General features: G+C 62.1%; 18 protein-coding genes. 2 read left to right on the top strand and 16 right to left on the bottom strand.

Going from position 1 to position 17,649, the window contains the following annotated elements:
* Positions 1 to 2 precede the first annotated feature (2 nt).
* The 7 genes from E1B25_RS07700 to E1B25_RS07670 are packed head-to-tail and all read right to left on the bottom strand — an operon-like array spanning position 3 to position 5,125.
* Entirely contained in the window at positions 3 to 758 is a 756-nt protein-coding gene (locus E1B25_RS07700; protein WP_132828192.1) for a flagellar biosynthetic protein FliR, read from the bottom strand.
* 2 nt (positions 759 to 760) lie between these two features.
* Positions 761 to 2,860, bottom strand: a complete 2,100-nt coding sequence (gene flhA / locus E1B25_RS07695) for a flagellar biosynthesis protein FlhA (RefSeq protein WP_132828191.1) — start codon at positions 2,858 to 2,860, stop codon at positions 761 to 763.
* 7 nt (positions 2,861 to 2,867) lie between these two features.
* Positions 2,868 to 3,704, bottom strand: a complete 837-nt coding sequence (locus E1B25_RS07690; RefSeq protein WP_132828190.1) for a lytic transglycosylase domain-containing protein — start codon at positions 3,702 to 3,704, stop codon at positions 2,868 to 2,870.
* Position 3,705: 1 nt separating this feature from the next.
* Positions 3,706 to 3,975 (bottom strand): flagellar biosynthesis protein FliQ, encoded by a 270-nt coding sequence (gene fliQ / locus E1B25_RS07685; protein WP_132828189.1) that lies wholly within the window; start codon positions 3,973 to 3,975, stop codon positions 3,706 to 3,708.
* Positions 3,976 to 4,011: 36 nt separating this feature from the next.
* Positions 4,012 to 4,341 carry a flagellar hook-basal body complex protein FliE gene (fliE, locus tag E1B25_RS07680; RefSeq protein ID WP_132828188.1) on the bottom strand — a complete coding sequence of 110 codons (330 nt, stop codon included), beginning with the start codon at positions 4,339 to 4,341 and terminating at the stop codon, positions 4,012 to 4,014.
* 9 nt (positions 4,342 to 4,350) lie between these two features.
* Complete coding sequence (flgC, locus tag E1B25_RS07675) at positions 4,351 to 4,761, bottom strand: flagellar basal body rod protein FlgC (RefSeq protein WP_132828187.1); 411 nt, start codon at positions 4,759 to 4,761, stop codon at positions 4,351 to 4,353.
* Between the two features lie 10 nt (positions 4,762 to 4,771).
* Positions 4,772 to 5,125 carry a flagellar basal body protein gene (locus tag E1B25_RS07670; protein WP_132828186.1) on the bottom strand — a complete coding sequence of 118 codons (354 nt, stop codon included), beginning with the start codon at positions 5,123 to 5,125 and terminating at the stop codon, positions 4,772 to 4,774.
* A gap of 66 nt (positions 5,126 to 5,191) precedes the next feature.
* On the opposite strand from E1B25_RS07670, the gene E1B25_RS07665 reads away from it, so the two are divergent.
* Positions 5,192 to 6,577, top strand: a complete 1,386-nt coding sequence (locus E1B25_RS07665; RefSeq protein WP_132828185.1) for a FliI/YscN family ATPase — start codon at positions 5,192 to 5,194, stop codon at positions 6,575 to 6,577.
* 90 nt (positions 6,578 to 6,667) lie between these two features.
* On the opposite strand, the gene E1B25_RS07660 is transcribed toward E1B25_RS07665, so the two are convergent.
* The 5 genes from E1B25_RS07660 to E1B25_RS07640 all read right to left on the bottom strand — a co-directional run bounded on the left by E1B25_RS07660 (position 6,668) and on the right by E1B25_RS07640 (position 10,816).
* The gene (locus E1B25_RS07660) at positions 6,668 to 7,609 is read right to left on the bottom strand and encodes a flagellin (protein ID WP_132828184.1); all 942 of its coding nucleotides are present in this window, start codon (positions 7,607 to 7,609) and stop codon (positions 6,668 to 6,670) included.
* A 176-nt stretch (positions 7,610 to 7,785) separates the two neighbouring features.
* Entirely contained in the window at positions 7,786 to 8,742 is a 957-nt protein-coding gene (locus E1B25_RS07655; RefSeq protein ID WP_132828183.1) for a flagellin, read from the bottom strand.
* Between the two features lie 135 nt (positions 8,743 to 8,877).
* Positions 8,878 to 9,375, bottom strand: coding sequence for a flagellar biosynthesis protein FlgI (locus E1B25_RS07650; protein WP_132828182.1), 498 nt, complete (start codon positions 9,373 to 9,375; stop codon positions 8,878 to 8,880).
* A 29-nt stretch (positions 9,376 to 9,404) separates the two neighbouring features.
* A complete protein-coding gene (locus E1B25_RS07645; RefSeq protein WP_132828181.1) occupies positions 9,405 to 9,695 on the bottom strand; it encodes a rod-binding protein in 291 nt (96 codons plus the stop codon).
* Positions 9,695 to 10,816, bottom strand: a complete 1,122-nt coding sequence (locus E1B25_RS07640; protein WP_132828180.1) for a flagellar basal body P-ring protein FlgI — start codon at positions 10,814 to 10,816, stop codon at positions 9,695 to 9,697. Before E1B25_RS07640 ends, E1B25_RS07645 begins: the two co-directional genes overlap by 1 nt.
* 165 nt (positions 10,817 to 10,981) lie before the next feature.
* On the opposite strand from E1B25_RS07640, the gene E1B25_RS07635 reads away from it, so the two are divergent.
* The gene (locus E1B25_RS07635; RefSeq protein ID WP_132828179.1) at positions 10,982 to 11,734 is read left to right on the top strand and encodes a response regulator transcription factor; all 753 of its coding nucleotides are present in this window, start codon (positions 10,982 to 10,984) and stop codon (positions 11,732 to 11,734) included.
* Between the two features lie 18 nt (positions 11,735 to 11,752).
* Here E1B25_RS07635 and E1B25_RS07630 read toward each other — a convergent pair whose 3' ends face one another.
* From E1B25_RS07630 to E1B25_RS07615, 4 genes are all read right to left on the bottom strand, one after another.
* Complete coding sequence (locus tag E1B25_RS07630) at positions 11,753 to 12,835, bottom strand: flagellin (protein ID WP_132828178.1); 1,083 nt, start codon at positions 12,833 to 12,835, stop codon at positions 11,753 to 11,755.
* 9 nt (positions 12,836 to 12,844) lie between these two features.
* Positions 12,845 to 14,257 (bottom strand): flagellar hook-associated protein FlgK, encoded by a 1,413-nt coding sequence (flgK, locus tag E1B25_RS07625; protein ID WP_132828177.1) that lies wholly within the window; start codon positions 14,255 to 14,257, stop codon positions 12,845 to 12,847.
* 26 nt (positions 14,258 to 14,283) lie between these two features.
* Positions 14,284 to 15,585, bottom strand: coding sequence for a flagellar hook protein FlgE (locus tag E1B25_RS07620; RefSeq protein WP_132828176.1), 1,302 nt, complete (start codon positions 15,583 to 15,585; stop codon positions 14,284 to 14,286).
* Positions 15,586 to 15,745: 160 nt separating this feature from the next.
* On the bottom strand, positions 15,746 to 17,563 hold the full coding sequence (locus E1B25_RS07615; RefSeq protein WP_132828175.1) for a hypothetical protein: 1,818 nt from the start codon (positions 17,561 to 17,563) through the stop codon (positions 15,746 to 15,748).
* Positions 17,564 to 17,649 lie beyond the last annotated feature (86 nt).

The raw sequence follows: 17,649 nt of genomic DNA, 5'->3' as shown, positions 1-17,649 counted from the left end.
CGTCAGAACCTGAGCAGGCCGAACCAGTCGGTAAACTGGCTGATGAAGAAATCCATCATCGACGGGATCGCCACCCCCAGCACCAACATCCCGGCAGCGATCAGCACAGAGGCTGCCACGAAAAACACCGGAAGCTGTGGCATCATCCGGTTGGCAAGCCCCATCCCCAGGTTCAGGATCACCCCCATCACGAAAAAGGGGGCCGCCACGGCGGTGCCGATATACAGGCTGCGCGCGCCCGCGCGCACGATCTGTTGCGCCAGATCTCCGAGCATCAGTGGCCCCGGCGGGAACACCGTATAGCTCATCATCAGCCCGCGCAGGATCACGTGATGGGTATCGGTGGCAAAGATCACCGCCACCGCTCCGATCAGCATCAGCGTGGCGACCAGCGTCGCCCCTTCAAACGAGCCAAGCGAAGGGCCGAACGCATTGGCAAGCCCCGAGACCTGCCCGACCTGATAGCCCGCGAAATCCATCGCCGACAGCAACACCCGCGCCACCAGCCCGATCCAGAGCCCGATGGTCAGTTCATAGGCCAGAAGCTGTGCCATCCCCACCGGCGTGTCGGGCATCACCGCCGCGATCGGCGTGGCCGGGTACAGCGCAGCGCAGAGCACCAGTGCAAAAGACAGCCGGGCCCGCGGCGGGATCTGGGTTTCACCAAAGCCGGGCATGAACATCAGCGCCCCGCCGATCCGCGCCACCACAAGAACATAGCCAAAGATCAGACCCGCGACATAGGCGTCGAGCGTCACGATCAGCCCCCGACCGTGGCAACGGTCTTGAGCGAGGCCTTGCGATGCACTTCGTTGTGGGAAATCACCTGCGTCACCGGGCTGACCCGTTCGAGGATCTGGCGCACATAGGGGCGCACATCCGGCGTCACCAGCAGCGCCGGCCATTCGTCACCGGCGGCAAATTTCTGGATTTGCTGCCGCACCGCCAGCACGAATTCCTGCACCCGCGTCGGCGACATGAGAAAGGCCGTCTCCTCCGCGCCGGGAGAAACGGCGTTGTTCAGTTCCCGCTCCCATTCCGCGCCCAGCACGATCACCGGCACATAGCCGTTGGAATCGACCAGCGATTGGCAGATCTGTTTCGACAGCCGGCTGCGCACATGTTCACCAATGGCGCGCAGGTTCTGGGTGGTGGCAGCGGCCTCGGCCACCGCCTCGATGATCTTGGGCAGGTTGCGGATCGATACCCGTTCGGACAGCAGCGCCTGCAACACATGTTGCAGCAGCACGGCAGGCGACTTGGTCGACATGTCGCTCAGCAGTTTCTGGTATTCCTTGCTTTGCCCCTCGATCAGATCCTGCGTCGCGGCAAAAGTCAGAAGCTCTGGCATATGCTCCTTGATCACCTCGGTCAGGTGGGTGGTGATCACGCTTTCGGGGTCAACCACGGTCAAACCGCGCAACTCGGCCTCCGATGCGCGGCTTTGATCCACCCAGATCGCGTTCAGCCCGAAGGTCGGCTCGCGCGTGCGTTCGCCCTGCAATTCGGTGTCGTTGCCACCGGGATCAATCACCATCATCGACCCCGGCCGCACCTCGCCACGCGCGGTCTCGACGCCTTGCAGCGAGATCACATAGGTCATGCCGGGCAATGCGACGTCATCCTTGATCCGGACCGGCGGCATGACAAAGCCGAAATCCTTGATGAACAGATTGCGCAGGCTTTTCACCTTGCCCGGCAGCGCCGCGTTGGTCGACGAGATCAGCGGCACCAGCGCCCCGCCCAGATCAAGCCGCAGATCGTCCAACCGCAGCGCCTCTGCGATCGGGTCCTCGACCTCGCGCTTTTCGCTCTCGCGCTTCGCTGTGGCGGCCTCTGCGCGATCCTGATCAGCGACATGTTGCTGCATGACATAGCCCAGCGTCGCCATCCCCGCCGCCAGAACAGAGAAGACAACCACCGGGAACCCCGGCAGAAACCCCACCATGAAGCAAAGTCCGGCGGCCATGTAGAGCGCCTTGGGAAAGTTTGCCAGCTGCTGCAGCACCGCTTCGTTGGCCGCGCCCTTGGTGCCGCCCTTGGTGACCAGCAGGCCAGCGGCCAGCGACACCACCAGCGCCGGGATCTGTGTCACAAGCCCGTCGCCGATGGTCAGAACGGTATAGTTTCCGGCGGCGTCGCTCAGGCTCAGCCCATGGCTGGACATGCCGATCAGAATGCCGCCAATCACGTTGATCAGCGTGATGATCAACCCGGCAATCGCATCGCCGCGCACAAATTTCGAGGCCCCGTCCATCGCCCCGAAAAACGAACTTTCCTGTTCCAGAACCCGACGGCGTTCGCGGGCCTCGTCCTCGTCGATGATACCCGCGCCCAGATCAGCGTCGATCGCCATCTGCTTGCCCGGCATCGCATCCAGCGAGAACCGCGCAGCAACCTCGGCGATCCGGGTCGAGCCCTTGGTGATCACGACGAAATTGATGATCACCAGAATCGCAAAGATCACGATCCCGATGACGAAATCCCCCGCCACGATAAAGCGCGAGAACCCCTCGATCACCCGGCCGGCAGCATCCGACCCCAGATGCCCCTGACTCAGGATCAACCGGGTCGAGGACACGTTCAGCGCCAGCCGCATCATGGTGACCACCAGCAGCAGCGTCGGGAAAGAGTTGAAATCCACCGGCGTCGGGATCCACAACGCCACCATCAGGATCAACACCGCCAGCGACAGCGAGATCGCCAGCCCGAAATCCAGCATGATCGCCGGCAGCGGGACGAACAGCATGCCCAGGATCAGCACCACGCCCATGGCAAAGCCGATATCGCGGTTGGCGAGGCCGAATTTCGACAGGCTCTTGGCGATCCCGGCTGCGGGGTTTACGTCCCGTGCGCTCATTGTGTGCTCATTTCACCACCCGATAGGCCGGCAAGATCGGCTGCATCGGGCGGTTGGAATAAATCGAAAACTGGCCAGAGCCGCCCGCATCCGGACGCGGCACCTCGGCGCCCGAGCTCCAGAACACCGGCGGCTCCGGCAGGCGCGGCGCAGCGGGCGTGGGGGTTGTCATGGCGAACATGCGCGCGGTACTGGCCTGCGCGATCAGATCGGGCAGTTGCGCGGTGACCGCGTCGCGATTGCGCTGCAGCGCGGTCAGATAGACCTCCTTGTGGGTATCGGTCGCGGAATGATAGCGTCCTGCGGCTTTCCACCAATCCCCGGTTTCCTGAAACAGCCCGAGCAGAAAGCGCGCGGCATAATCCACGTTCACCGCCGGATCGAACGCCTGTTCAAGCGAGACAAAACCGCCCCCGTGCCATTTCTGGTTCACCTGCATGCACCCCACGTCGATCGAGCGCACGCCAGCCTTCTGTTTGCTGCGCACCCAGCGCAGGGCCTCTTCGCGGGTGTTGAAAAATGCGCCTTCACCGGCGGCGTTCACGGTCCAGGGCCAAACAGTCAGCCCCTCGGGGCCGCGCCGCCCGGCCTCCTGCACGCCGATCGTCAGCAGCAGATTGTCGGGAATGTCATAGCGTGCCTGCGCATCCAGAATCGCGGCCAGACAATCCGCCCCACCCAGCACCGGCGCCGGATCGCGGGCGACCCGCGTCGCTGGCACCACCACGGGCGCCGAAGGACGGTAGAACCCGGAAAAGAACTCGGCCTGCGTCGGGGCACTCTGCCCGGCCGCGGCGATGCAGCTTCCTACCACCCCCAGTGCAAGACGGGTCGTGCCGCGCATCTCAGAGCCCCCCGCTGACGATCAGGTCGAACACCCGGTTCGACAGCCGCATCACCGTGCCGTACATGAACGGCATGGCCAGCGCGAGCACCAAAAAGATCGCCACGATCTTGGGCACAAAGGTCAGCGTCATTTCCTGAATTTGCGTCAACGCCTGAAAGAACGAGACCGCCAGCCCAACCACCAGCGCAATCGCCAACACCGGGGCCGACGCCAACAACACCGTGTTGATCATCAGCCGCAAAATCTCATATGTGCTGACCGTGTCCAACAGGGGCTCCCGGGGTTGTCGTGAACGCAGCTGCCGTCAGAGCGACATCCGCATGATTTCCTGATAGGCTTCCACCAGCTTGTCGCGCACCGCGACCGAAACCTTGACCGTGCTTTCCATCGCCATCGTCGCCTCGACCACCTGTTGCAACCCGGCCTTTCCGGTCAGCCCCGCTGCGGCGGTCGCATCCCCCTCGCGCACCGTGCCCACCGCGTCGGCGGCGGCGTTCTGGATCATCTGCGCGAAATTTTGCGCCTGCGCCGGGTCAAGCCGCTCGCCGCCAGCCGCGTCCGAGGTCATAACCTTGGACTTGCCATAGGCGGCCTGAATCGCGGCATTGGGCTGGATCGAAGAGAAATCGCTCATGGGTCAGCTCTATTTCAAAAGGTCAATCAACTGGCTACGCATCTGCTGCGCATTTTCCAGCATGGTCATATTCGCCTCATAGCTGCGCGAAGCCTCGCGCATGTTGCTCATCTCGATCAGCGGATTGACGTTGGGCAGCTTGACATAGCCGTTCTCGTCAGCCGCCGGATGGGCCGGATCGAAGCGCAGGGAAAATTCACCCATGTCCCGCGTCACCTCGGCCACGCGCACCATCGCCGCGCCGGTGGCGGCATCGGTATCCGCGCCAAAACTGATCACCTTGCGGCGATACGGATCGCCGCCGGGCTCCTGCGATGTGGTGGCCGAGTTGGCAACGTTTTCCGACACCACGCGCAACCGCTCGCCCTGGGCGCGCAGGCCGCTGGCAGCGGTGGCAACGATTGAAGACAGAACGTCCATTTAAGCCCCCTCAGCCCGAACCGGAAACCGCGAGCACCATCTCATGCGCTTTGCGGTAAAGATTTGACGCCAGTTTGTATTGCCCGGACGTGTTCGCCGCCTGAAGGATCTGCTCCTCCAGCACCACGTTGTTACCCGAAAGACTTTCCGCCCAAGAGGATTCGACCTCAAGCGCTTCGGCATGGGGCAACACATCCGAGCTTTCGGTTCGCTCCAGATAGGAGTCGAAATCCTCCACTCCACGGGCGCGATACCCGGCGGAATCCGCGTTGGCGATATTTTCTGACACAGCTTTCTGACGGTCGGACAGCCACTGCAGGCGGCGCGACGCCAACTGGAACAGATTGATGTTATCCAGATTCATCATGGACTCCGGCTCAATTCTTGGCAAGTATAGCAAGCACGGCAAAGATTAACAGGGTTTATTCTTGTGAGCGCCATCTTTTCAGACCTGCGAAGCGCGATTTCAAACCTTGAAACGGCAAGGATAGAAGGGCGTGTTCAATCTGTCGTCGGCCTGTCTCTGATGGTCTCGGGACTGGAGCGCGCCGCCGGTATCGGCCAGCGCTGCCGGGTGCATGGCCGTCACGGTCTGGTCACCGGCGAGGTGGTTGGCGCAGGCGATGACGGGCTGCGCCTGCTGCCCTTCGGCACCTGGGACGGGATCGCCGTGGGCGACAGGGTGGACTTGGTTCAGGCCGGTGACAGCATCTGCCCGGACGAAAGCTGGATCGGCACCGTGATCGACGCCCTTGGCCGCCCGTTGTCGCCAGCCCCCGCGTTTCGCTCCGGCAGCCGCCGCGCGCGCGGCCGCAACAGCCCGCTGCCTGCCTACGAGCGGCGCCGGGTGGGCGACAAGCTGGAAACCCAGATCAAATGCATCGACCTGTTCACGCCGATTTGCCGCGGCCAGCGGATGGGGGTTTTTGCCGGCTCTGGCGTTGGCAAATCCACCCTGATGGCGATGCTGGCACGCAATACCGACGCCGATGTGATCGTGATCGGATTGGTGGGCGAACGTGGGCGCGAAGTGCAGGACTTCATCAAAGAGGATCTGGGCGAACAGGGCATGGCGCGCTCGATCGTGGTGGTGGCCACGGGCGACGAAGCGCCACTGCTGCGCCGTCAGGCGGCCTGGACTGCGACGGCGGTGGCCGAACATTTCCGCGACGCGGGCAAGCAGGTGCTGTTGATGATGGACAGCGTCACCCGCTTTGCCATGGCCCAACGCGAAATCGGCCTGTCGAGCGGCGAGCCGCCGACCACGCGGGGCTATCCGCCCACGGTGTTCTCGGAATTACCGCACTTGCTGGAACGCGCCGGCCCCGGTCGAGAGGGCCAAGGCGACATCACCGGCGTCTATACCGTGCTGGTGGACGGCGACGACATGAACGAACCCATAGCGGACGCGGTGCGCGGCATTCTGGACGGTCACATCGTGCTGGATCGCCGCATCGCCGAGCAGGACCGCTATCCGGCGATCAATGTACAACGCTCGATTTCACGCATGCTGCCAGAGTGCCACAGCGCCGAGGAATACCGCATCATGCAGGCCGCGCGCCGCGCGCTGGCCCGCTATTCGGATATGGAGGAGTTGATTCGCGTTGGCGCCTATACGCCCGGGTCTGACCCTGAAACCGATGCCGCCGCCCGGTTCTTTTCAGCGGCGAACCTGTTTCTGGCCCAGACCCGTGGCACCACGATGCGGGCCGAGCAAAGCTTTGCGGATCTGTACAGAATGCTGCTTGAAGCGGGGATTGACGTGCCGATTGCGCCAGCCCCGGCAGCGGAAACGAAAACCGGCCGCCCGAATTAGGGGCGACCGGCAGACAGCGGCCCGAAAGACCGGCTGACAAACTCGTGAAATCACAGGGTCGTCAGGGGAAGCCCCCTGACGAAAGGCCGGTTACTGGAACAGGCTCAGGATATTCTGCGGTTGCTGGTTGGCGATCGACAGCGATTGCGTCGCCAGCTGCTGCTGGACCTGATAGGCCTGCAGGCGCGCGGCCTCTTCTTCCATATCGGCATCGATCATCGAACTCACACCGGTGTCCAGCGTATCGGTGAGCGACGACAGGAAGGTCTGCTGGTTCTCGATCGTTTTCTCGGACTGGCCAAGCTTGGTCGCGATGTCGGTCACCTTGTCGACAACGCCCTCGGTCGAGGCCAGTGCGCCGGCCAAGAAGGCCTCACCAGTCGCCACCGTTTCCGCAGCGGCCGCGAAGCCGGTCGCCAACGCTTTGAAGTCTGAGACCAGTTCGGCCATGTCATGCGTCTTGACCGTGACGTCGGTGGTGGCATAGCCGCCGCCGGCGCGGCTGATGCCGGTCACAACATTGCGGTCAACGCCCACGGTCGCATCACCATTAGCGCCCGCAGTCAAGGCACCAGTCGCGGAGTCAACGGCGGAACCGGTAACCGATCCAGCGGTGTAGGAACCTGCGCCCAGCATATCATCGCCACTGAACGTCGACTGGCTCAGCGTGGATTCCATCTGCTTGACCAGCTCGAGCAGGTCACTTTCGATATCAGCCTGGCCGCCGGTCGCGCCCTGCGCGAAGGCAACCTTTTCCATGAACTGCTGCGACAGGTCCTGAATGGTTTCTGCGCCCAAGCGCGCGGTCGCGACCGAGCTCTTGGTCAGGGACAGGCCTTCGTTGATCGAGCCGAAGGCAGCGCTGTCGCCCTTCATCGATTCAGAAATCTGGAAGTAGGCCGCGTTGTCTTTCCCCGAGCTGACCTTCAGGCCACTGGAGACGCGGTTCTGGGTTTCGTTCAGGCCACGGTTGACGTCGTTCAACGTCGAGAGTGCAACCATTGCGGAGTTATTTGTGAGAATGGACGACATTTAATGCTCTCCTCAGTTCTCGTTTTTCGTTTTTCAGTCTTCTGACTGTTTCTGGTTCAAGACCAGTACTGTGAATATAGACATCATGATTGAGGCCGAGTTAAGGCTTTCCTCATTTTTGGCTTACGATCATATCGTCAGGGTCGTCAGGGGGAAGCCCCCTGACGAAAGGCCGGTTACTGGAACAGGCTCAGGATATTCTGCGGTTGCTGGTTGGCGATCGACAGCGATTGCGTCGCCAGCTGCTGCTGAACCTGATAGGCCTGCAGGCGCGCGGCCTCTTCTTCCATGTCGGCATCAACCATCGAGCTCACACCGGTATCCAGCGTATCGGTGAGCGACGACAGGAAGGTCTGCTGGTTCTCGATCGTTTTCTCGGACTGGCCAAGCTTGGTCGCGATGTCGGTCACCTTGTCGACAACGCCCTCGGTCGAGGCCAGTGCGCCGGCCAAGAAGGCCTCACCAGTCGCCACCGTTTCCGCAGCGGCCGCGAAGCCGGTCGCCAACGCTTTGAAGTCTGAGACCAGTATGGCCATGTCGTGCGTCTTGACCGTGACGTCGGTGGTGGCATAACTGCCGCCGGCGCGGCTGATGCCGGTCACAACATCGCGCGAAGCGCCCACAGTGGCGTCATTGTTCGAGGATGCCGTCAAAATACCGGTGGCCCCAGCGACCGAACCCGCGGTAACGCCGGTACTGGCGGTGACAGCAGCAGAATAGGAGCCCGCGCCCAACATATCATCGCCGCTGAACGTCGATTGGCTCAGCGTGGATTCCATCTGCTTGACCAGCTCGAGCAGGTCACTTTCGATCTCGGCCTGACCACCGGTCGCGCCCTGCGCGAAGGCAACCTTTTCCATGAACTGCTGCGACAGGTCCTGAATGGTTTCTGCGCCCAAGCGCGCGGTCGCGATCGAGCTCTTGGTCAGGGACAGGCCTTCGTTGATCGAGCCGAAGGCAGCGCTGTCACCCTTCATCGATTCAGAAATCTGGAAGTAGGCCGCGTTGTCTTTCCCCGAGCTGACCTTCAGGCCGCTGGAGACGCGGTTTTGGGTTTCGTTCAGGCCACGGTTGACGTCATTCAACGTCGAGAGTGCAACCATCGCGGAGTTATTGGTGAGAATGGACGACATTTAATGCTCTCCTCAGTTCTCGTTTTTGATTATTCAGTCTTCTGACTGTTTCTGGTTCAAGACCAGTACTGAGGATATAGACATCAGAATTAAGGCAGAGTTAAGGCTTCGCTAATTTTCGGATTCTCGCCGCGCTTAAAATTCGCGGTCGATGCGCAATTTACCACCCTCTTGACTGCCGATCTTTTGCCCCGACTTGCCATAAAGGCCGCTGAGCCCGTTGCGCTCGGTGGCTTTGCGGATCTCGCGCACGATGGTTCCCGCCGCCATCGCCATGCGCTGCAACATCTCGCTGTCCGCGCCGACCGACTGTTTCAATTCGGCCAGACGCTCCGGCAACCCGCGCGCTTTCGCGGCCTCGTGCTTCAGGAACGGCTCGATCAACGGCATCCGCAGTTCCAGCCACTTCAACAGGGCCGATTTGCGTTCGAACAGCTCGCTGACCACCTGAAACCGCCCGTCGGTCAGGGCCGCGACTTCTTCGTTCAAAAGCGCCACCGCTTCACCAACCTTGGCGGTATAGGCTTCGATATTCGCCTCGTCTTCTTCGGTCAGGATCGTCGCACCAGCCAAGGGTGCCCCGCGACGCGCCTGCATCCGCTCTCCGATCCGAAATTTCCGCTTTCCCAGCATGGCCCCGCCTGTTCCGTTGTTCCGCACCGTCAGCGCCGATACGCGCCCAGCATCTGTTCTATATTCGCGCTAAGACCCAGACCGCCGCGTTCGCTCAACTGCTCGGCCATGGCCTGCGACAAGAATGAGCGCCACATCTCGGCCCCCTGCCCGCCAGAGGTTGGGCCGTAATCAACCGTCTTCATCATCTGATCAACGAACTGACTGATGAAAACCGTCTCGAACTCCTTTGACACCCGCGCGTCCTCTGTCGCGGTGCGACTGGCGCGCGTTTCGCTGCTTGTCGCCGGGATGCCCGCCGATACTTTCGGGGTCTCCATCAGATGATCTCCAGATCTGCATGCAGCGCGCCAGAGGCCTTGATCGCCTGCAAGATCGAAATCGTCTGGCGCGCGCCAACCCCGATCGCGTTCAGCCCGTCGACCAGATCCTGAAGACTGACATCGCCTTCAAGAATGGTGAACTTGCTCTCCCGCTCTTCCACGTTGATATCGGTTTCCGGCACCACCACCGTGGTGCCGCCGATGCTGATCGGGCTTGGCTGGCTGACATTATAGCGCTCACGCACCCGCACGGTCAGGCCGCCCTGACTGATCGCCACCTGTCCGATCCGCACATTCGCGCCGATCACGATGGTGCCGGACTTCTCGTCCACCACGACGCGCGCGGTGCTGTCGGGCTGGACCGTCAGCCCCTCGATCGCGGCAATGGTTTCGGCAACGTCGGCCTTGCCCGGGATCTGCACCTCGACGGTGCCGGGGTCCAGCACCCGCGCCGATCCCGCGCCAAGCTTGTCGTTCACGACATCCTCGATCCGCGTGGCGGTGGTGAAATCGGGCACCCGCAGGGCGATGCGGAAACTGTCCAACTCCTTGAGCTGGAACGCCACCTCGCGTTCGACGATGGCGCCGCTGTCGATCCGGGCGATGGTCGGCACCCCTTCCTGCACGCTGCCGGCATTGCCCTGCGCCAGAAAGCCAGACACCGCGACCGGCCCCTGCGCCACGGCATACACTTCGCCATCGGCCCCGGAAAGCGGCGTGACCAGCAAGGTGCCGCCGCGCAGGCTGGTGGCATCGCCAAGCGAGGCGACATTCACATCAATCGGCGCGCCACGGCGGGCGAAGGGCGGCAGCTTGGCGGTGACCATCACGGCGGCTGTGTTCTTGGTCTTGAGCAGGTCACCATCAAGATTGGCCACGCCAAGACGTTCCAACATGCCCTTCACCGACTCGCGGGTGAAGGGGCTGTTGCTCATCTTGTCGCCACTGCCCAACAGGCCCACCACCAGACCGTATCCGATCAGGTGGTTTTCCCGCACTCCCTCAAAGCTGGCGATATCCTTGACCCGGACCTCGGCCGAAACCACGGACCCAAGGCAACAGGCCGCGCCCAAAACAGCCGCGCCCAGAACCGTCGCCAATGACCTGCATACTGACATTGAATTCACCCTTGGCCCTTGCGCTGATCCTAGCCATTTATTTTTGACAAGTCCATATATAGCGCAATCTAAACTTGCTTGTGGATAATTTTGTTATTGAACTCCATCTCTTTCCTTGCTAGCGATTAAGGATAGATATGAATAATGGCGGGAACGGAGGTGTCCATGCGCGCCTATGTTTTCGAACCCCGTGAAAAACGTCAGACATCCCTAGCCCTGGAGCTGGAGAACGCGGGCATCGAGCCCCTGTTCGTGGATGAAGACTTTTTCGAGAGCGGCCTGCCCCCTCTGACCCAGCCGGGCAACGAGGTGCGGGCGATCCTGATCGGAGAGTCTGACAATACCCACGCGCAGATTCGCACCGTCCGCAAGGCCGGCTGCGCCAACCCTGTTATCGTGCTGCGCGATTTTCGGAATTCACAGGATACCTCGGCAGCCCTTGATCGGGGGGCCGATGATGTCATCGTCAGCCCGATCAAGGGCAGCGAGGTGGTATCGCGGATCAATTCCATCATTCGCCGGTTCCACGGCCACGCCGCCGAAAGCGTCGAAGTGGGCGAGCTGATTGCCTTTTTCGACGGGCGCGATCCTATCGTCTCGGGCGCGCGGATCAGGCTGTCAAAGCGCGAACACTCGATCTTTCAGCATCTTGCGCTGAACTCAAACAAGGTGATTTCCAAGAACGCGATTTATGACGCGGTCTATGGCATGAGCGCGGATCAGCCGTTCGACAAGGTGATCGACGTCTATATCTGCAAGCTGCGCAAAAAGATCGCGGCCGCCGCGAGCAGCGGCGCACAATATATCGAGACGGTCCATGGTCGCGGCTACAAGCTGAGCGCCCCGGACGAGTTCGACCTGCCCGCGCCCAAACCACAGACCCCCCATAGCCTGCACGGGGCCGAGGTCCGGGCCTGAAAGCTCCGGCGCCTTGCCTCAGAGGTAATTCAGCAAGCTCATCTGTGACAGCCGGGCGGTGACGCTGTAGCTGGCCTGAAGCTGGGTTTCCAAGCTCGACACCATGGTGGCCGCCTCATAGGGATCGACGCTTTCATAGTCCGATATCTGGGTGCGCTGAACCAGCGACATGTCGTTCAGCTGTTCCTGCGTCGTGGCGACGACCTGCTGATTGAACCCGATCGAGGAAGAGCTTTCCAGCGCGCCCTGCGTGCCACTACTGAGCGCCGTATTCACGACCTCCATCCAGCGCGTATAGGTCGCCGAGTCCTCAATCTGGCTGACATCCACCAGCGACAACATCGCCAGCCCCTTCAGCGTTTCGCGAAAAGGCTCGTCATTGGCCTGAACGCCATAGACCAGTTCCTGCCCTTCGTTGATGCGCGCCGTAATCCGGGTCGACGGGTCGCCGCTGGCATCCAGAAGCGGCGTTCCGTTGTACATCGTCGCTTCGAAGTTCCTGTCCGGGTCGGCGCTGTTGGTCGAGGCAAAGAACGCCTCGATCTCGCTGATCATCGCATCAGCTTCGGCCACCGAGGTCGGCCCGGTCCCCACGATATCCGACAGCACCTCTTCGGGCGACAGGCCGGTCGTCGCATTCACCTCTGACCAGCGGGTCAGTGGCGCCTGATCGCTGGCGGTCCCGGAAAACAGATGATCGCCGTTATAGCTTGTGTTCATGGTCGCGACAGTGCCCTCCAGCGCGGCACGGGCCTGCGCTTGCAGGGCACCCGCGCCGAGGCTGGAGCTCGACGCACTGACCAGCGAGAGTTCCAGCACTTCGCTGGTCTGATCGCGCACCGCATCGACCGAGATCAGCATCGCCTCCAGCTTGCTTTCCAGCAGCGAATTAGAGGTCGTGTAGGCCTGCGTATTCTCCTCGCGCGCACGCAAGGTCAGCGCGACCGAAGCACGCGGTCCCAGATCTGCGAACAGATCGGCCTTGAGCCCAGTCGACAGCTCCTGACCCGCCTTTTGCAGCGCCAGCGTCGCCTGTGAAATATAGTCGCGATTGAACTGGTTCATCTGCAACGAAGAAACACGGCTTACATTCCAGCTCATCTGCTATCCTCAAACTGCGGCCAACAGCGTATCGAGCATCTCGCCCACGGCTGTCAGCATCTTTGAATTGGCGGCATAGCTCTGCTCGATCAGCATCAGCTTTTGCAACTCTTCGTCGATATTCACGCCTTCGACACTCTCGCGCGATGCCTGCACCAGCCCGGCGGCAGAGGCGGCCGCGTTGTAATCGCTTTCTGCACGGGCGCGTTCGGCCGACTGGGTCGAGACCATCTCGGCCGCGAAATTCGCCACCGAAACCGTCGCGCTCATACTGGTCTCAGGATCGGCCCCGAGGGGATTGTCCAGACCGTCGATAAAGGCTTGGATCTGCGTCGCGTCGGCGACGTCGCCGGTGGTTGTGGCGCCCATGCCATCGCGGATGCGCCAGACTTCGCTGTCACCGCTATGACTGACCGCGTCATTGACGCGAAGGCGACCGGCCAGCCCCTCAAGTTCGCTGGCATCAAAGGCGCTGCCATTGTCGGTGAACAGCCCGGCCTCCCCCGCCGACAGCGAGGCATCAGCCCCCTCGAACGCCTGCATCAACCCGCGCGCATATTCGTCAAGCTGAAGCTGGAATCGAGGCAGGATGTCGCGCTTCAACTCTGCGAAACCGGCCAGACTTCCCTCTTCGACGCCGCGCAGCCCGTCCTTGCCCGGTGTGATTTCCGTAGTGCCCGCGAAAAAGCTGCCGTCGCCGGGCTGATAGGTGACATCCTGCACCTGAACGCCCTCCACCAGCGCCGCACCGCCGGTGGTATAGACGTTCACCCGCCCGTCCGAGGTTTCAGTCACCCGGATGCCGACGATCTCGGCTACCTGATCGAGCAGACCATCACGACGGTCCGCCAGATCTGCCGCCTCGAGCGAGCCGTTCGAAAAATCGCGCATCTGCTTGTTCAGATCGGCCAGATCCTGAAGCGCCTGGTTCAGATCCGTCACCTCATAGCGGATTTCCATATCCACCTCAGCACGGACATCGGCCAATGTATCGCTTGCCCCACGGATCGACGCGGCCAGACTCTCGGCCGCATAGACCGCTGCCGATTGCGCCCCATTCGAGGACGGCATGTTCACCAGCGTGGTCATCGCCGTGTTGAATTCAGAGAACTTATCCGCCGGAGACAGCCCGTCACCGGGTTGCCCCAGGTAGATGGTATAGTTGCCCAACCCCTCGCTGACGGCCTGCTGATGCGCCATCTTGCCGCTTTCGGTGCGGGCCATCCGCACCAGAGAGGCATCGACATCGCGGCGCACCTCGGCCACCTGCGCGCCGCCAGAGATACTGCTGACGATCACCGCCTCGCGCTGCACATAGCCGGGGGTCATCGCATTGGCGATGTTGTCGGCAACGATCCGCGTCTGCGTCTGCGACGTGGCAAGGCCCGTCGCAGTCGTATTGAGGGCACTGGAAAGACTCATGGGTATCCCCTGAAGGCCGGCTCAGATCAACGTTTGAGCTGCGCGGTCTCGGTCATCATCTCATCCACCGTGGTCACCACCTTGGCATTGATGGAATAGGCTTGCTGAAGCTTGATCAGATCGGTCATCTCTTCGGCAATATCCACATTGGAGGATTCAAGCGATTGCCCGCTGACCGCGCCGGTGGCGCCGGTATTGGCCTTCATCGCCAGAAATGCCCCGGTGTCATTGCTCAACGCATAGGCGTTGCCACGCACTTCCAGCAACCCATTGGGATTGGCCACGATCGCGACCGGGATCTCGTACAAGGCCCGCCGCTGACCGTTGTCAAAAACACCGTAGAGCGTTCCGTCTTCGTCGATCTCGGTGCGCATAAGCTCACCGACACTGGATCCGTCACGGGTGAACGACTGGCTGAAATCACCCGCAAACTGGGTGATCCCGTCGAAGGAATCCGGTGCCCCCATTTTGATGACGAGTGTCTGCGGCGAGCCGCCGTCATCCACCGTCACCGTGGCTTCACCGGTGGCCGTGTCGAACGAAAAAGCCGCAGGCGCCGTTGCCGTCGAGGTCACGCCGGAATAGGACGCCGGCGACCCGGCGAGCGATCCGGAATCGTTGAAGTCCACGGTCACCGACCCCATCGCCGTGCCAGCGCTATCGCTGATCGTCACGTTCCACGTGTTGTCGGTCGTGGTCGGTTCCCACGAAAAGCTCAGCCGTTCCGACGCGCCCAGCGGGGTAAAGAATTCCGACGAGGTCGTGAACGGGTCTCCCGGGGTCACAAGGCCCGCCTCTTGCGACGGCAGGTTGCCCATGGTCGAAATCTCGGTGGTTGCAGCCGCCGACATGCTGATGTTGCCGATATTCACCGTCTCCATCTGCGCGAAAGAGCTGCGATCCACATCGCCCAGCTCTCCGTCCAGATCATATTGGTAGCCGGCCAGATAGTAGCCGCCCGCATTCACCAGGTTCCCGTCCTGATCCGGCAGGAACGACCCCGCACGCGTCAGCAGGTAATTGGTCTGAACCGTCTCGTCCGGGCGCAGCGATACGGTAAAGAAACCCGACCCGCTGATCGCCATGTCGGTTGCCGAATTGGTCGAAACCAACCCGCCGGCCCGGTTCATTTCCATCTCTTCGACAGCGCTGACCCCCAGCATGCCGGTGCCGTCCGCCCCGGCGGCCGAGGATGTCACGAAATGGCTAAAGCCGCGCTTGTATCCAACCGTGTTGGCGTTTGCGATATTCTCTGAAATACCGCTCACCGCCTTCGAGTTGGACTGAAGACCGCTGACTCCGGTTTGAAGTGCACTCGAAATGCTCATGACCACCGCCTCTGATTATTCTTGTTTCTTGTTTGTTTACTACAAGAAATACACGAGGCTATTTTAAGCCGGGTTAAAGATTAAAGAAAAACAGGGCGTGATCGGGCGGGCGACCAAGGACTCCGCCCAGTCTGTCGGCCTGTCCGGTCGCCTTGCGGGTTTACAGGCCGGTTTCGCGCGCGCTGATCGTGCCGATGGCGCGCGCGGCGCTATCCAGACGGGTATCGGCGGCATCGAGACTGAGCGGCGCCAACGGTGCGGGCGTTTCCATCAGGCTTGCGGCAATATCGACCCAGGTTTCGGAATCCGTCAGCCCCGGAAAAGCGGCGACCACCCGACTTGCTGCCTGCACATCGCCAGCTTTTCGCGCCGCCAACAGCAGGTAGGAGGCATCGCGCGCGGTAAAGACCTCGGGGAAACTCGCCCATAGCTTCTTGTAGAACAGCGCCGCCTCGGTCCAGCTCCCGGCCTGCGACAGCGCCAGCGCAAGATCGCGCAGGTTGCCCGCATCTGGGCTGGCGACATGGGTCCGCAGCACCCCGTCATTGTCGCCAAGCTCCGCCAGCACCGAGGCCTTGGACGCGCTGACCCGCTGGCGTTGCGCCGGATCCTCGGGCACACCGATCTGCTCCAGCACAGCGCGTGCCTCGACATATTGACCGCCGCGCGACAAGGCATGCGCCAGCTTCAGTTGCAGCCCGACAAGCCGCCCCTCCTCAACCGGCACCCCGGACACATCGGCCAGTTCCTGCACCAACGCCTGCGCCCGGCGATACTCCCCCGCGGCCAGATCGGTGCCGCCCAGTTGCAATGCACGGTCCGCCAAAGCCTCGGAATGCAGGGCAAACTCCGGGAAAAACCGATAGAGCGGCACCAGCTCCATATGCAATGTCACCCATTGCGACAGCGACAACTGCCCCTCGGCCCCATCGCGATAGACCTCGGCCATATCCGCACGCGCCTGCACGGCGGCCTCGACAGCCGCCTCGGTGCCGGGAAAGCGCAGCATCAGCTTGCCGCGGGCGACAAGGGCCGAAAACGGATCATCGGTCGCGGAATAAAGCCCGGCAAGCCGCCGCAACAGGTCGCGCTCATAGCGATCCCCGCGCCACGCCCCAGATCCGTATTCCAACACGTCCCGCGCCGCCAACAGCGCACCGCGCCCACCATCTTTCAACGCCATGTCCGCCAATGCCAGCCGCGCCCGCGCCGCATACAGATCCCAGCCATCGCTGGCGGCAAAATAGTACTCCAGCGCCGTTTTCTCATTGCCCTGAATCAGGGCCGCCCGTCCGCGTAGATAATGCCCCAGCGGCGCGCCGGAAAGATCGGGAACCTCCTCCAGCAGTGAGATCGCCTGCTCTGCGAGCCGCGCTTCCCCCGCCTCGACCGCCGCCTCGGTGAAAATCGGCAGCACCATGCGCACCACCGGCCGGGGCTGATAGGCCATCGCCGCCAGCGCCCCGGCGAGGTTGTTGCGCAGCATCACCTCATCGCCCTGCGCCACCGCCTGAAGCGTTAGCCACATGCCTCTGTCGGGTCGCGACGGCGTCACCAGTGGTGACGACTGGATATCCGACACTGCCTCGCCGCCCAGCAGCCGCACCGCGTCCCGCATGGCGCGCCAACGGCGTATGTTCTGCGCGGTTTCCGGCTCGATCCCGTCCAGAACCGAACGGGCCTCGTAGAGCAACGCCTGACTGAGATACAATTCGGCCATATCAAGGAAAACGCCCGGCCGCTCTGGCCCGTGGGCAGAGCTCAGCGCGTCGATCCCTGTTGTCAGCTGCTTGTAGAAACCGTCCTCCGGCCAGCGCCGCAGATCCATATCACCCTGCCGGGCCACGCCGGGGGTCGAGCGCGCCGCGCGGCTTAGATCAGCCAGCGACGACGCATCAGGCGGAACGCCCGAGGCCAGCGCGGCCCCAGCCACGACGCCGCCGGCCAAGAGCACCGCAGCCGCTGTCGGTTTCTTCATGTTGACCACCGGCTGTCCTTGGGTTCAACCAAATACATCTTGCCTTAATTCTTATATTGATGGATAGTTTATCATGCAATAAGAGG

The organism is Antarcticimicrobium sediminis, from assembly GCF_004348975.1.
GTDB classification, from domain to species: Bacteria; Pseudomonadota; Alphaproteobacteria; order Rhodobacterales; family Rhodobacteraceae; genus Antarcticimicrobium; species Antarcticimicrobium sediminis.
The sequence above is the reverse complement of the archived record's forward strand: the minus strand, read 5'-3'. Positions and strand labels throughout refer to the sequence as shown.

Coding starts and splice junctions, on each gene's coding strand:
- flhA (WP_132828191.1), bottom strand. CDS start 2,860: ATGAGCGCACGGGACGTAAACCCCGCAGCCGGGATCGCCAAGAGCCTG.
- E1B25_RS07690 (WP_132828190.1), bottom strand. CDS start 3,704: ATGCGCGGCACGACCCGTCTTGCACTGGGGGTGGTAGGAAGCTGCATC.
- fliE (WP_132828188.1), bottom strand. CDS start 4,341: ATGAGCGATTTCTCTTCGATCCAGCCCAATGCCGCGATTCAGGCCGCC.
- flgC (WP_132828187.1), bottom strand. CDS start 4,761: ATGGACGTTCTGTCTTCAATCGTTGCCACCGCTGCCAGCGGCCTGCGC.
- E1B25_RS07670 (WP_132828186.1), bottom strand. CDS start 5,125: ATGAATCTGGATAACATCAATCTGTTCCAGTTGGCGTCGCGCCGCCTG.
- E1B25_RS07660 (WP_132828184.1), bottom strand. CDS start 7,609: ATGTCGTCCATTCTCACAAATAACTCCGCAATGGTTGCACTCTCGACG.
- E1B25_RS07655 (WP_132828183.1), bottom strand. CDS start 8,742: ATGTCGTCCATTCTCACCAATAACTCCGCGATGGTTGCACTCTCGACG.
- E1B25_RS07650 (WP_132828182.1), bottom strand. CDS start 9,375: ATGCTGGGAAAGCGGAAATTTCGGATCGGAGAGCGGATGCAGGCGCGT.
- E1B25_RS07645 (WP_132828181.1), bottom strand. CDS start 9,695: ATGGAGACCCCGAAAGTATCGGCGGGCATCCCGGCGACAAGCAGCGAA.
- E1B25_RS07640 (WP_132828180.1), bottom strand. CDS start 10,816: ATGTCAGTATGCAGGTCATTGGCGACGGTTCTGGGCGCGGCTGTTTTG.
- E1B25_RS07635 (WP_132828179.1), top strand. CDS start 10,982: ATGCGCGCCTATGTTTTCGAACCCCGTGAAAAACGTCAGACATCCCTA.
- E1B25_RS07630 (WP_132828178.1), bottom strand. CDS start 12,835: ATGAGCTGGAATGTAAGCCGTGTTTCTTCGTTGCAGATGAACCAGTTC.
- flgK (WP_132828177.1), bottom strand. CDS start 14,257: ATGAGTCTTTCCAGTGCCCTCAATACGACTGCGACGGGCCTTGCCACG.
- E1B25_RS07620 (WP_132828176.1), bottom strand. CDS start 15,585: ATGAGCATTTCGAGTGCACTTCAAACCGGAGTCAGCGGTCTTCAGTCC.
- E1B25_RS07615 (WP_132828175.1), bottom strand. CDS start 17,563: ATGAAGAAACCGACAGCGGCTGCGGTGCTCTTGGCCGGCGGCGTCGTG.